Origin of the sequence: Nocardia gipuzkoensis (genome assembly GCF_021183645.1) — a bacterium.
GTDB classification, from domain to species: Bacteria; Actinomycetota; Actinomycetes; order Mycobacteriales; family Mycobacteriaceae; genus Nocardia; species Nocardia abscessus.
In genome coordinates this window covers 7,521,568-7,534,645 of sequence record NZ_CP089225.1, presented here as the reverse complement: position 1 = coordinate 7,534,645, position 13,078 = coordinate 7,521,568, and the positions used below count along the sequence as shown (strand labels likewise).

Annotated in this window: 11 protein-coding genes; 2 read left to right on the top strand and 9 right to left on the bottom strand. The window is 68.4% G+C overall.

What is annotated here, in order from left to right:
* Positions 1 to 21 precede the first annotated feature (21 nt).
* The 7 genes from LTT66_RS34205 to LTT66_RS34175 form a co-directional block, all read right to left on the bottom strand.
* Complete coding sequence (locus LTT66_RS34205; protein WP_181721174.1) at positions 22 to 396, bottom strand: DUF742 domain-containing protein; 375 nt, start codon at positions 394 to 396, stop codon at positions 22 to 24.
* Positions 393 to 809 (bottom strand): roadblock/LC7 domain-containing protein, encoded by a 417-nt coding sequence (locus LTT66_RS34200; protein ID WP_233062621.1) that lies wholly within the window; start codon positions 807 to 809, stop codon positions 393 to 395. The genes LTT66_RS34205 and LTT66_RS34200 overlap by 4 nt, the downstream gene beginning before the upstream one ends.
* A gap of 32 nt (positions 810 to 841) precedes the next feature.
* The gene (locus tag LTT66_RS34195; protein WP_233062620.1) at positions 842 to 3,169 is read right to left on the bottom strand and encodes a sensor histidine kinase; all 2,328 of its coding nucleotides are present in this window, start codon (positions 3,167 to 3,169) and stop codon (positions 842 to 844) included.
* 725 nt (positions 3,170 to 3,894) lie between these two features.
* On the bottom strand, positions 3,895 to 5,724 hold the full coding sequence (locus LTT66_RS34190) for a 3-deoxy-7-phosphoheptulonate synthase (RefSeq protein WP_233062619.1): 1,830 nt from the start codon (positions 5,722 to 5,724) through the stop codon (positions 3,895 to 3,897).
* A 49-nt stretch (positions 5,725 to 5,773) separates the two neighbouring features.
* Complete coding sequence (locus LTT66_RS34185; protein ID WP_233062618.1) at positions 5,774 to 7,249, bottom strand: NAD(P)/FAD-dependent oxidoreductase; 1,476 nt, start codon at positions 7,247 to 7,249, stop codon at positions 5,774 to 5,776.
* Between the two features lie 741 nt (positions 7,250 to 7,990).
* Positions 7,991 to 8,230 (bottom strand): hypothetical protein, encoded by a 240-nt coding sequence (locus LTT66_RS34180; RefSeq protein WP_233062617.1) that lies wholly within the window; start codon positions 8,228 to 8,230, stop codon positions 7,991 to 7,993.
* A 115-nt stretch (positions 8,231 to 8,345) separates the two neighbouring features.
* Complete coding sequence (locus LTT66_RS34175) at positions 8,346 to 9,287, bottom strand: RNA polymerase sigma-70 factor (RefSeq protein WP_233062616.1); 942 nt, start codon at positions 9,285 to 9,287, stop codon at positions 8,346 to 8,348.
* Positions 9,288 to 9,631: 344 nt separating this feature from the next.
* Here LTT66_RS34175 and LTT66_RS34170 point away from each other — a divergent pair, with 344 nt between their 5' ends.
* On the top strand, positions 9,632 to 10,912 hold the full coding sequence (locus LTT66_RS34170; protein WP_233062615.1) for a TIGR03618 family F420-dependent PPOX class oxidoreductase: 1,281 nt from the start codon (positions 9,632 to 9,634) through the stop codon (positions 10,910 to 10,912).
* A 67-nt stretch (positions 10,913 to 10,979) separates the two neighbouring features.
* Positions 10,980 to 11,570 carry an LppA family lipoprotein gene (locus LTT66_RS34165; RefSeq protein WP_233062614.1) on the top strand — a complete coding sequence of 197 codons (591 nt, stop codon included), beginning with the start codon at positions 10,980 to 10,982 and terminating at the stop codon, positions 11,568 to 11,570.
* A 79-nt stretch (positions 11,571 to 11,649) separates the two neighbouring features.
* Here the strand turns inward: LTT66_RS34165 and LTT66_RS34160 are convergent, their stop codons facing one another.
* Positions 11,650 to 12,591, bottom strand: a complete 942-nt coding sequence (locus LTT66_RS34160; protein WP_233062613.1) for a hypothetical protein — start codon at positions 12,589 to 12,591, stop codon at positions 11,650 to 11,652.
* Complete coding sequence (locus LTT66_RS34155; RefSeq protein WP_233062612.1) at positions 12,592 to 12,939, bottom strand: hypothetical protein; 348 nt, start codon at positions 12,937 to 12,939, stop codon at positions 12,592 to 12,594.
* Positions 12,940 to 13,078: the final 139 nt, after the last annotated feature.

Genomic DNA, 13,078 nt, shown 5'->3' with positions numbered 1-13,078 from the left:
CATCGGCCGGAGCCGGTGCGGTCACAGCGCGCGAATGCCGTCGAGCACGGCGCGCAGCAGACCGAGATCCGACTCCGCCCCCATCGCGGGCTGGGGCGACCGGCAGATCAGCCGGCCGTCGTCGAGCAGGTCGCCGACGAGGACCTTCGTCATCGTCAGGGGCAGGTGCAGTCGCGCGGACACCTCGGCCACCGACTGCGGAGTGTGGCACAACTGCACGATCGCGGCGTATTCCGGCTCGGTGCGCCGCAGCGCGGTACCGGGCGCGGCATCGACCACCTGGGTGGTCAGGTTAAGTTCCGGTCGCGCGGCACGACCCCGGCCGCGCGTGATGGCGTAGAGCCGGACCAACGGTCCGGCGTCTTCTTCGTACCAGGGATCGTGCGGATAAGTCATGGCTGTGTCGAGGCGGGTGGGTGCGGGCGCGTGTCGACCGACAGATGTGTTCCGACTCGCTGCACCGTTTGGTTCATCTCGTAGGCCACCATACCCATATCGGCGGTCTCGGACGCCAGTAGCGCCAGGCACGCGTTGACGCCCGCCGCGGTGACGAACAGCACCGCCCGGTCGAGTTCCACCACGGTCTGGCAGACGCCACCGGCGTCGAAATGGTGACCGACGCTGCGCGACAGGCTGTGCAGCGCCGAAGCCATGGCGCTGAACCGCTCGGCGTCGGCCTTGTCCAGCTGGTTCGAATGGCCGAGCAGCAGCCCGTCCGAGGACAGCAGCACCGCGGACTGGGCTCCGACCAGTCCGGTGACCAGCTCGTCGAGCAGCCAACCGAAGCCGGTTCCCTGGGAAGTAGTCATCGTCGCCTTCCGATGGTGGGGTGGATCGCGGACTAGTCGAGGTCGGGACGCTTCCGGCGTCCCTGGCGGGTTCCGTTCTCGATGGCACTCATCAGATTGCGTGCTTCGTCGGCGGTCCGCTGCCGCACCGGGGCGGCGGGGGGCGCCGCCTGCTCCTCGGAGGATTGGCGGCGGCGACGTGGCAACGGCGGCCGGTTATCCGGGGCAGGGCCGGAATACGGTGTGGCGTCCGAGCCGAATCCACGGCGTTCGCTGTGCGTGCCCGGCGCGGGGGACTGCTCGGAAGGCGGGGTGAACCATGCCGATCGTTGCACCGGAGACGGCCGAGGCGATGGGTTGTCCGGCATCGGTGTCTCCGGGGATTCGACGAGGCCGCCGTCGTTCTGTTCGTACGGCCGCGTCTGCGTCTGCAAAAGGGCGTTCGGAAGCAGCACCACGGCCCGGACGCCGCCGTAGACCGATTCACCCAGTCGCACCGAAACGCCGTGGCGGTGGGCCAGCTTCGCGACGACGAACAAGCCCAGCCGGGTCTCGCTGGACAAGGTCACCACACTGAAATCGGGTGGGTTGGACAGCAGTTCGTTGCGCGCGCTGAAGTCGGCGTCCGACATGCCCAGACCCTGATCGACGATCTCGACTGCCACACCCCGCCCGACCACGACGCCGGTCACCTCTACGCGCGCCTGCGGGGGTGAGAAGGCTGTCGCATTGTCGGTCAGCTCGGCCATCAAATGGATCAGGTCGGCTACGGCGTTACTGGATACCTGGATATCCGGTAGCCGGCCGATCTGGATGCGGGTGTAGTCGAGGCTTTCCGCGACCGCGGCCCGGACCAAGTCCAGCAGCGGCACCGGCTTGCGCCAGCGCCGACCCGGTTGTTCGCCACCGAGGATGATGAGGTTCTCGGCGTTGCGCCGGGCCCGCGTCGCGAGGTGGTCCAGCTGGAACAGCAGCTCGAGCTGGTCGGCGTTCTCCTCTTTGCGCTCGGCCTGGTCGAGCAGTGCGAGCTGGCGGTGCACCACGACCTGACTGCGATGGGCGATGTTGAGGAACACCGCGTTGACGCCCGCGCGGGTCTTCGCCTCCGCCGCCGCGGCCGCCACGGCCGCGACGTGCGCACGGTTGAAGGCGTCGGCCACCTGACCCAGTTCGTCGGAACCGAAATCGAGGCGGGTGAGCTCCTTCTCGGAGTCCAGGCTCTCGCCTCGGCCGAGCCTGTGCATGAGATCGGGCAGCTGTTGGTCTGCCAGCTCCAACGTGTCGCGCCGCAATCGGCGCATCCGCGCGATGAAGCGATTGGCCAGGACCAGTGCCGCGACGAAGGCGAGGGTCGCGACGAGCAACACCGCCGCGCCGCCGAGCAGGGATTGCCGCGCGGTCCGGTCGCCTTGCTCGCGGGCGATGTCGTGCGCGTCGCGGCTCTGGAAATCCCACAGCTTCAGCAGCGCCGAGCCCACCTGGCCGGAGGCATCCTGCCAGGCCGCGACGCCCATGGGCAATGCCACGGTCGTGGCTGTCGAGCGGGCGCCCTGGGTTCTGCCGGTACCGTCCGTGGAGCGAGTGAAATCCTCGAAATCGGTGCCCGCCTCCACCGGTCCTCGCACCATCACCGCGTCCTGCATCGCGATCACCTTCTGGTAGGCCGCTCCGGCAGTGATCTCCTCGAGCTGGGCGAGCCGGGTGCCCTTCAGTACGCGGCTGGAATAGGCGACCTGGCTGCGGAATTCGCCGACCAGCCGGTTGAACTCGGTCAGTTGCGCGGGAGTGTGTTCGCCGCGGGTCAATGCCACCGCTCCCAGTGTGTCCGCCATCGACAATGCCTCGGCTGCTCGCAGGGGCTCGACGCCATTGCCGAGTTCGATGGCGATGTCGGCTTGCGGCGCTACCCGGGCGGCGAGCATGGACGCGGCGACGATCGTGCCGATGACCTGGCTGAATACTTGGAATACATCGTTCGGTGGCGCCTGCTGCGCGTCGACCCCGGCGCGCAGCGTGGGAACCATGGCGAACAGCTTGTTGTAGCCCTCGATATCCGAGGCCGAGCCGCCGGGATTGAGTTTGCGGGCGGCATCGCCTTTGTCGATCACCGCCGCCAGCGCGGCGTCCGAGCGTTGCCGTGCGGCGGCGAGCCCGGGCAAGACCTCGGCATCACCGGCCAGATACAACAGCGACAACCGGCGTTCCTCCTGGAACGCCTGCACCATGAGAATGGCAGGCGCTGTCGTGCTACTGGCCAGCTCCGCCCATTCCTCTGCCGCACGAGCGGATTTCACCAGATAGCCCGCCGCTCCGACGCCGATAGTGAGCAGTGTGACGCTGGAGATGAGCACGATCGCCAGCAGGCGTACCCGCACACTCACTCGACCACGGACATCGCGCTGACTCGACCGCACCAGTCCCACAGCGGACGTGCGTAGTTCAGACCACTTGCTCACGGCTGGAAACGCCTACCTCCAACACGGCGCCGCCCCGGCCGGCCGACGCCTCACCTGTACCCGTCCGAAGAATAACGAAAGCGTAGCGATCACATCGCAAATCACACGGATTTGTGATACTCCACAAGTGAACCAAAATTATTCCTGAATTATATTGCGCCTTCCGTAGGACCGCTGGGGTGGCGCAGGAGGCCCTGCTCTTTCTTGCTGGGATGCGCCTTCGCTCGGGACCGCGGTCTGCGGCGAGGGACAGCAGGCGATGGTATCGAATCAGTGCAGGTGAGTTGGCGTAGCGATCCTGAGTGAGTGGGCAACGGCGTCGATACCGGACGAGTTCTCCGGTGCCAGGATTCGGGCTCTGCGGGTGAATCCGCAACTGCCCGGAACGGTGGAGACTACCCGCGAACTTACCGGTGATTCTGCTCAATTGTCATCAATCTGCCAACCGCGCAGCTCGACTTGCCGAGTGCACCCGGGTGGGACAGTACCCGAAGTGGACGGATGCGCGAATATGCTTCCCAGTCAGGGGGACTCGGCTGCCGGTTGTCGCTACGGACGGCCGATGCCGGAGGACTTGCGACGCGCTGCCCGGCTCCGGTTTTCCGGACCCGTCGCGGAACGGGAGACCGTGGCGCGCGGACCGCCATCGGTCAGGCAGCCCTCGACTCGAGCGCCGCGATGACACAGTGCAGCGTCTGTGCCGGATCGAGGCCGGGCGCACATTCGAGATGCAAGCCGCCGGGAGCGGTGCCGGTGGCCCGGCAGGTCTGGAAGAACGCGCGAATGCCGTCGATGGCGACCTCGCCGAGCAGGGGTATGCGGCCACGCCGGGTACGCGGGGCGGGCGGCAGCGGATCGAACACCCAGCAGACCGGAGTTCCGCACGCGGTAGCCGCATCCAACAAGGCCGGGAGCTTGTCACGGGTGCAGGCGGCGCTGAGCCGAGGAACGAGGGTGAGTTTGCCGGGTAGCCTTTGCGGATTCAACGTCCGGCACAGGAACTCGACATCGTGCGGTGTGGTGGTGGGACCGAGCGCTACGGCAACCGGGTTGCCGAGGCCGGCCGCGAACCGTAGCTGGGCGCGCGCGGCGGGGCGGGCCTCGTCACCGATCCAGAGCAGGTGTGCCGAACGATCCCACCCGCGCCGGTGGGCGCTGGGCGGGGCAGCGGCGTCCGCGTAGGGCAGGACCGGTTCCCGCGAGACGCGTAGCGGCCCCAGCGAACTGTGCAGCTCGTGAGCGCCCGGCGGTGCGATCGCGGCGAGGGGCAACAGTCCACCGACCTCGCGGAGCAGGTCGCGGCGCACCGGGTCATGGCACCGATCCCCGGCGCGGCGCAGGATGTTCACAGACAGCGTGAGCGGCAGGCGATCGCCGCGCAGGCCGTCCCGAGCCGCGTCAACGGACCTGTTCGGCACCGGGTGCGGCCTGCGGCCGGCCGGATCGCCTCCGTCATCGGTCGCAGCGCCGACGAAAGACGCCGCCGCGGGGCCGAGTACCTCCGGCATCCAGTGGGGTCCGGGACATCGACTGGCCGCTCCTTCGATGGCGACGACCGGTTCACCCGAGCCGTGCGCCATGACCGCCGCCGCGGCGTAGATCAGCGCCCGGCGGGCATCGACGGCGCGGGAACCGCCTGCGGCGGATCGGCCGTCGCCGCCACCGAGGTGCAGCACGAAGCCCTGCCCGCGCGCTGCCCGGGCCAAACCGGCGGTGAGGGAATCGCACTCGTCCGGGTGGACCAGCACAGGCAGGGGGCGCGAGCGCCGCACGCGGCCCCACAGTGTCGTGGGTGGGGTGTCCGTCCGCTCGTCGCCCGTGGGCTCCTGCGTCGCCGGGAGTGCTGTTCGAAGGGTGAACGCCCCCGGCTCCGCGCGTTCGGGTTCGTCGGCCCAGGGCGGATCGTCATCGGTCGCGGTGACGTAGGTGGGTGGAATAACGCTGGGATTGAACGACTCCCGGATGTAGCAGAGAGGCCGATCGCCGAGCAGCATGACGTAGGACCGTGCCGCGCACATCCTGCCGTCCGGCCATCTCGTCACGCCGGTCCGCAGCAGATGCCGGCGCTGTGACATCCCGCGCGCAATCAGGCCGGACCCGATGGGCACCCGCAGATCGTCCACCCCGGACGCGGCCGCGGGTCCGCGCACGGCGACGACGTAGTTGACGGATGCGGTGACCAGATCGGGGTTGACCAGACACGAGCGGCGGACGATGACGCGATCGGCGCCGGATACGCGCAAGGCATCGGTGACGGTGCCCGGCAACCGACCGGCCGCGATGTCGTCCTGGCGCAGTACCCGAATGTCCAGTTCGGTGCCCAGAATCGCCGCGAGCACGGGGGTGGTGAAGCCGACGCTGCCCAGCAGCATCCTGGTCACCGGGTGGCCGAATCGTTCGATCCCGTCCGGTTGACGCAGACCCGAACCACCGGGCGGGCAATCACCCGGTGGTTCGGGGCCGGTGTGCGTGATCGTCACGGCCGGCTCCGTGCGGTGGTTGTCACGAGAAGTCCGAACCGAACCGGCGCTAGTGAGTGGTGGCGCCGGCCGCCGTCGGCGGGAGAACGGGGCGAGCCACGGCGGCGATTTCCGTGTCCGTCCTGGGGCGATCGGTCAGGCCGAGCACCGGGTCGGTCGTGATGCGCAGTTCGCCGGTCGTCGTGTCGGCCAGCGGATCACGCCAATGATCCCACACGACGGACATATCCAGGTGACCCATGTATTCGAGATTCGCCGACTCGTCATGGAGTCGTTCGGCCGCGGAGACGATGGTTTCGGTCGCGGCGCGCTGCTGCGCACCCGAGGACTCGTCCATGTCGGTGAGGCCCGCCATGATCTCGGTGAACTGAGCCTGCTTCGAGTCGCCACTGTGCCCGGTCGTCAGGCTGCCCGCGTGCGCGAAGTATTCCTCCGACCCGACATACTGCTCGTACATCCGGGAAACCAGGACCAGGAACCGGGTGTATGCCCGGCGATAGGCATGTTCGTAGAAGCCGAGGGCGTCGGCCTCGCTCAGCTCGCCGCGCAAGATGGTGGCGATCGCCGCCGACGCGACCAGACCCGAGTAGGTCGCCAGGTGCACGCCGCTGGACAACAGCGGATCGAGGAAGCACGCCGCGTCGCCGACCACGACCCAGCCGGGACCGCAGAACCGGTCCGAGCTGTAGGAGTAGTCCTGCTCCGCCTTGACTTCGGCGACCTGTCGCGCGCCGTCGAGCAGTTCGGTCATGGCCGCGCTGTCGCGGAGGGTGTCCAGGTAGTACGCCTCGCGTCCTTGTTCACGGAGTTTCGGGGCGGCTTTGCGCGCGGAGACGACGTAGCCGACGCTGTGGCGGCCGTTCGAGAGCGGAATGTTCCAGAACCAGCCACCCTCGGGGGTGGACACGACGTTGATCGCACCTTCCGGACTGTCCGGATGTAGGTGTGCGCCTTCCCAATACGACCAGACCGCCACGTTGCGGAAGGCCGGGTGCTGCTGGCGCTCGACGAGTTGCTTTTTGGCCAGCACACCGGCCCGTCCAGAGGCGTCGACGAGGAAGTCGATCTCGACGGTATGGACCTGGTCGTCACCCTCGATGGTCCATTCGACGGCGGTGGGGCGATCACCCTCGAACAGCACATTGGTGACCGTGGCGTGCTCGATCACCGTCGCCCCTTGCTCGGCGGCGTTGCGCAGCAGTATCTCGTCGAAGACGTCGCGCTGGACCTGCCACGACCAGGCCTCCGCGTCGACGAGCTTGGACCAGTCCAGCAGCCAGTTGTCGTTCTGCCACTGGAAATGGCCGCCGCGTTTGATCTGGAAGCCATGGGCGGCGACCGCGTCGTAGGCGCCGGAGAGGCGCAGTGTCGACAGCACTGACGCCAACAGGCTTTCGCCGATGTGATAGCGCGGGAACTTATCTCGTTCCAGGAGGGTCACCCGGACCCCCGACTTGGCGAGCAGGGCTGCGGTGGTCGACCCGGCTGGGCCGCCGCCGATGACCAGAACGTGCGGATTGTCCATAGCAAACTCCCTGGAACTGCCGACAACGGAGCGTGCGCCCGTTTCAGTGACAGCGGAACTCCGGGCGAGCCATGGTGGTGGGCGGGCCGGACAGAGTGTTGCCACTGATTAGCTATGCTAACGGTGCACGTTTTGATTGTAGCAATCGATAGCGAATCCTCAATATTGAGAACGCATTTGGCAACTCGCGGTCTATCGCTCGGAAGATTGCTACGGGGTCGCGAAAATCCCCGCGGGAGACCTTCTGCCGAAGTGGCATCACTCGGGACGGCCTGCGACTCCGAAAGAGACGGACATCACCGGCGATACAGAAACCATTGCGGGGGAGGATAATTCGTCGGCGCGATGGGAACGCGCCGGGGAACGTGGAACTTCGGGTAGGCGGCGATGGCGTATGTCGTCTGCACATCACCCCGCTCTCCGTACCGATTCAGGATACGGCGGGGGCTCGGATCGCACCGGCCGTTCACTCGGAGTTACTCTGCCGGTGACCTCATCGCCGCTCCGGCCAACTCCGGGCGATGCGCCGCGCGGGCGGACGACGTTCCGGCGCGGTCGATTTGCCGAAGATATGGCCTGCACGTGCACTGCACGTCGTGATGTCGGTAGGTGTGACACTCACCGCGAATCCCTCGGCGACGGCGTCGGAGGACGCGACGCCTCCGTGCGCCGCACATGGCAATTCCTCTGTCCCGCTCAGGCTTGCGGGCCTCGAACGGCTGTGCGGTCGTTGCGCCGTAGCTACCGCTCGTCGCGCTGTCGCTGCTCGGCGTCGATCTCGGCCGCGAGCGCCGATCGCTCGGCCCGATGCCGAGCCGGCAGCGCGGCGCCGAAGGCGGTCCACGCGGCCTCTTGGGCGTCCGTCATCGGTGCTGTGCCGACTTCGGATTCGACGTCCGGATGGGCGTCGAGGAACTGGTGGAACAGCGAACCCATCTCCCGGCTGTGCCTGCGGTTGAGCTCGATCCGTCGCGGGTCCATCGGTCGCTGGTCCTCGGAGGGTGTCGGCTGGTCGAAGACGACCAGGCTGGGCTTGTGGAGTCGTCGGGCGGATGCGATCGGGTCCGTGGCTGATTCGCGGACGGGCAACGGCTCATCAGCGGCGCAGAGCTGTCTCCTGCCCGATGCGCGTGAGCTTTTCGGGATTGCGCACGGCGTAGATCCCGGTGATGAGGCCGTCGTCGACCCGCACCGCCAAGACGGAGTCGACGTCCTCGTCGAGGCGGACGATCAGCGCCGGGCAGCCGTTGACTTGCGCCGGCCGCAGAGACACCGCGGCGGCGAACCTGCGCAGCCCGATGGTGAGCGCGCGGCCCACCCGGCCTGCGCCCACGACGGGGCGTGGCAGGGCCTGCACGACGCCGCCGCCGTCACCGAGCAGGACGACATCCGGTGCGAGGATGTCGAGCAGTCGTTGCAGGTCGCCCGTTTCGACCGCCCGCTGGAACGCCTCGAGCGCGTCGCGGGTCTCGGCCGGGGAAGCGACCCCGCGCGGTCGGCGTGCGGCCACGTGCGCCCGCGCCCGATGCGCGATCTGGCGGACCGCCGCCGGGCTCTTGCCGACGGCGTCCGCGATCTCCTCGTACCCGACGTCGAACACTTCGCGCAGCACGAACACCGCCCGCTCGGTCGGCGTGAGCGTCTCCAGCACCAGCAGCATCGCCATCGAGACGCTGTCGGCCAGTTCGACGTCCTCGGCCACGTCGGGTGCGGTGAGCAGCGGTTCGGGTAGCCAGGGCCCGACGTAGGACTCTTTTCGCCGGCCGAGCGTGCGCAGCCGGACCAGTGCTTGGCGAGTGGTGATCCGGACCAGGTACGCGCGGTGATCCCGCACCGTGCCGAGGTCGACGCCCGACCAGCGCAGCCAGGTCTCCTGCAGGACGTCTTCGGCGTCGGCGGCCGAGCCGAGCATCTCGTAGGCGACGGTGAACAGCAGATTGCGGTGAGCGAGAAACGCCTCGGTCGCGGGGTTCGCGTTGTGGCCCTGGCTCGTGCCCCGGTCGTGAGCTCCGGGCGCGTTCTGCGACGTGCCGGTCATAAGTGGCTCCTCTTCACGCTGACTGTGTCACCCACAAGACGCCGGTCCCTGCCGTTTTGTGACACCGGAGGACGGTAGCCGATGCGATTCGGTGCCGAACTACGTCCCGCCGAGGCGGCGTGGCTTCGTGAACCGACAGATCCACCGTGCCGGAATCCGAGCGAGCTGGGACTCGCGGGCGGACCCGGAGGCCTAAAACGCGACGGTGGGTGGGCGGGACACGGACCGGTTGCCCGCCGGGTCGAGTTCAGGCGGATGGCAGCGGGCACTGTATCGGCGACAGGCCAGATAGCCCGGCGGGGCTCCAGAGTTTACCGATTGGTTCAATTGTATGTACTTGTCTGATGACAGTGATGGACCGATGCGTTAGCTTCGATGCTATGAAGCATGTTGTAGTCGCCGGTGGGACCGACGGTATCGGTCGGGCTGTCGCTCTCGAGCGCCTGGCCGAAGGAGACGCGGTTTTGGTCATCGGGCGAAACCCGGTGAAAGGCAAGGAGTTTGTCGACGCCGCCGCAGCGCTGGGCGCGGAAGGCCGGGCGCATTTCGTGTCGGCGGATCTGAGTTCCCTCGGTGACACGCGCAGTGCCATCGAGGCCATCCGGGCCCGGTTCACGACGCTGGACGCCCTGGTGCTGTGTGCCCGGCACTACCGGTCCGATCGGCTCGTCACCGCGGAAGGGTTCGAGTACACCTTCGCGCTGTTCTACCTGAGCCGATTCGTGCTCAGCTACGAACTGATCGACCTGCTGGACCGGGCCGAGAACCCGGTCATCGTGAATGTGGGCGGTCCGGGCAGCGGTACGAGCGAGATCCGCTGGGACGACCTCGGCCACGAACGCGATTACCACGGTTTGCGTGCCCTCAGCCAGGGCGGCCAGCTCAACGATCTGCTCGGCATCGAGTTCGCGCGCCGGCCGGTATCGGCCAGGGTGCGGTACGTGTTGCTGCATCCGGGGGTGGTGAACACCGCGCTGTCCGGCGATTACGACGCCGAGATGGCGGCGCAGATCGAAATACTGCGCCGCACCGCGCAATCGGTGGATACGGCGATCGGCCCGATCCTGGCTGTGCTGGACAACCCGCCGGGCGACGCACTCACCGCGATCGTGCAGGGCGAGCACGTGGACGTGCACGGGCCCGCGTTCGATACCGCGGCGGCGGCGCGACTGTACCGCGAGACGACGCGCCTGCTCGGCCGGCTGCAACCAGCGGCGCTCGGTGTGTCCGAGGCCCGATTGCGGCAGGTCCTCGATTCGCCCGTGTTCGCCACCGTCGCCACGATCCAGCCGGACGGCAGCCCGCATCAGTCGGTGGTGTGGATCCTTCGCGACGGCGACGACGTTCTCTTCGCGGTGGGCGCGGGCAGTCGCAAGGAGCGCAACCTGCGCCGTGACGGGCGAGTCAGCGTGCTGGTCAGCCCGCCCGAGCAGCCCTACACCTATGCCGCGATCCACGGCACCGCCACCCTGGTCGAGGGCGGGCACGAACTGCGAGATCGGCTGTCGCTGAAGTACACCGGCGCGACCTACGCGGAATCCAATCCCGACGCCGCGGCCACCTACGGCGACATCCCGGTGGTCACCGTGCGGGTCACTCCGGAACGGATCGTCGGCCGGCTCTGAACTACCACCCTGGATCCGAATACAATCGGGCCGTTCTGTGCGACCGCCGGAAGCGGGGGAGGTGCCGATGACCGGATCGCGACGGCTGCTCGTCGCATCGCGCTGTCTTGTCACGCTCCTGGCCGCGGCGCTGACGGCGAGCGGATGCGCGACCCTGCTCGGTGAACCCGCCCCGCCGCCTTCCGCGGAGGAAATAGCCGCCGCCACCGCCGAATTGGCCGCCCTGCCGTCCTCCGAGGTGGCGGAACAGCAGATGGCGTCGGTCGTCGAGCGGATCGCGGCCGCCGCCTCGGCGATCGAACCGGCGCTGCGGTGGAGCCGGAGCGAGGACCGCGCGCTCGGGCCCTGTTACGGCCCGTACGGGCATACCGGCGGCATACGCGTCGTCCTACCGCGCTACCGAGCCGATGGTTCGGTGGCCGAGGCGGCGTGGCCCGGGTTTCAGGAGACGGCCCGCGCGCTGGCCGCGTCCGTCGGCGCGACGGACATGCTGCCCGGCAGCAGCTCGTCGCCGGACCGGCACGTCACCTTCGAGGGCGGTGACGGTGCGGAGTGGGACAGCGATACCGAGGTGTCGGTCTTCGCCGATACCCGGTCGATGACGATCACCGCGACCATCGGCTGCCGCTTGCCCGCGGGCGATCGGGCAGGTGGATGAAAAGCCGATTCGGACAAGAAGTCGTACCGGGCCTGGCGGCCGTGGCCCTGTTCGCAGGGCCACGAAGGAAATTGGGCGACTACCGCGGCGATGAGTCCGGCGGCAGCGGCGACGCACGAAGCGCACGGGTGAGCGCGCCGCCGAGTTCCTTGGTGAGCGAACCGGTGTGGCCGATGCCGAGCTCACCGGCCAGGGTGGTGGCATACAGGCGGGTGGTGGCCTCCAGGGCTTGGGCGTAGGCGTCCACCGAGGCACGAATGCGATTGCGCGCCGATGCGGCGACGACGACCGCGATCACGAACGCCGGCCACCAACGCACGCCCAGCGGGAGATACAGCGCTGACCACGCGGTGAGATTCGAGGCCCGCGTGAGGGCGGACCTGGTCTGGGTGACCTGATCGCGGGCCACATCCGGCAGCACGAGCCAGGTGAACGGCCACACCGTGGCGAGGTCGAGGTGATAGTCGCGGTCGAGGCGCAGTGCCGCGGCATGAACTCGGTCACCGCTCCAGGTCGGGCGCTCGGGTTCCTCGACCGAGATCCTGGCCCTGTCGCGGGCCGCTCGATGCCGTACGGCCGGATCGGGACGGTCGGCGGGGTTCGGCGCCAGAGCACGCCGATCCTGCTCGTGGTAGCGCGCGTGCGCCGCTTTCCACCGGCGTTGCCGTCGGTTCACCACGCGGGCGGCCACCGTCGCCAGCGGCCGCGGCCAGCTCCGCCAATCCGCGGCGAGCACGACCCGCTCGACGACCGTGCCGATCGCCTGGGCGAGCAGGCCCGCCATTGTCGCGCCCGCCAATATCGCGACCAGCAGAATGGCCTGACCACCGGCGCTCGACACCGTCGGGTTCGCGGCGGCAGCGCCGATCTTGCGGACGAGGAGGCCGATATCGAGCGCGTGTGCCTGCCCGAGGAATACCGCGATCGCGGCGATCGCCAGGTACAGCGCGCCGGGCAGTACCAGCAACGAGACCCATCGCTCGGCGAGCTTCTTGCCGAGTTCGCTCCACAGGCCGCCCATTCAGCGCTTCGTATCCCTGATCAGTTCCCGGTCTGTGACGGCACACCGGGGAGTTTCCGCACCGACCTCGTCGTCCTGACGGCCGGTGCACAGCGCGTTGGGACACCGGTAGACGATTTCGATCGGGCGCAGCCCGACACCTGCCATACCGCGTAGGTTCCCGAAGATCCCGCGGGCGTCACCGGCCTGCTGAAGCGCGGAGTGCACGGCGTCGAGGAGGGGCGAAATGGCGGGCGAGTCACCGGATCGCGCGCGAGCGAGCAGCCGTTGCAGTGGGGTGGACGGGTCACCGCCGTCGTCTCGGAGCAGGCTGCGGATCTCGGGCAGATTCCGGCACACGTACGCCAAGCCGGCGCCTACCCGAAGGGCATCCCGCTGCGCAGGCTCCACCCCAATCCCTCCCCGTCGTGTGATGCGGCGCGAACTCCACACGCCACTCGGTGCCCGTCTCGTGCACTCCGGTGAACGTCGGGTCCTAACGTAGCAT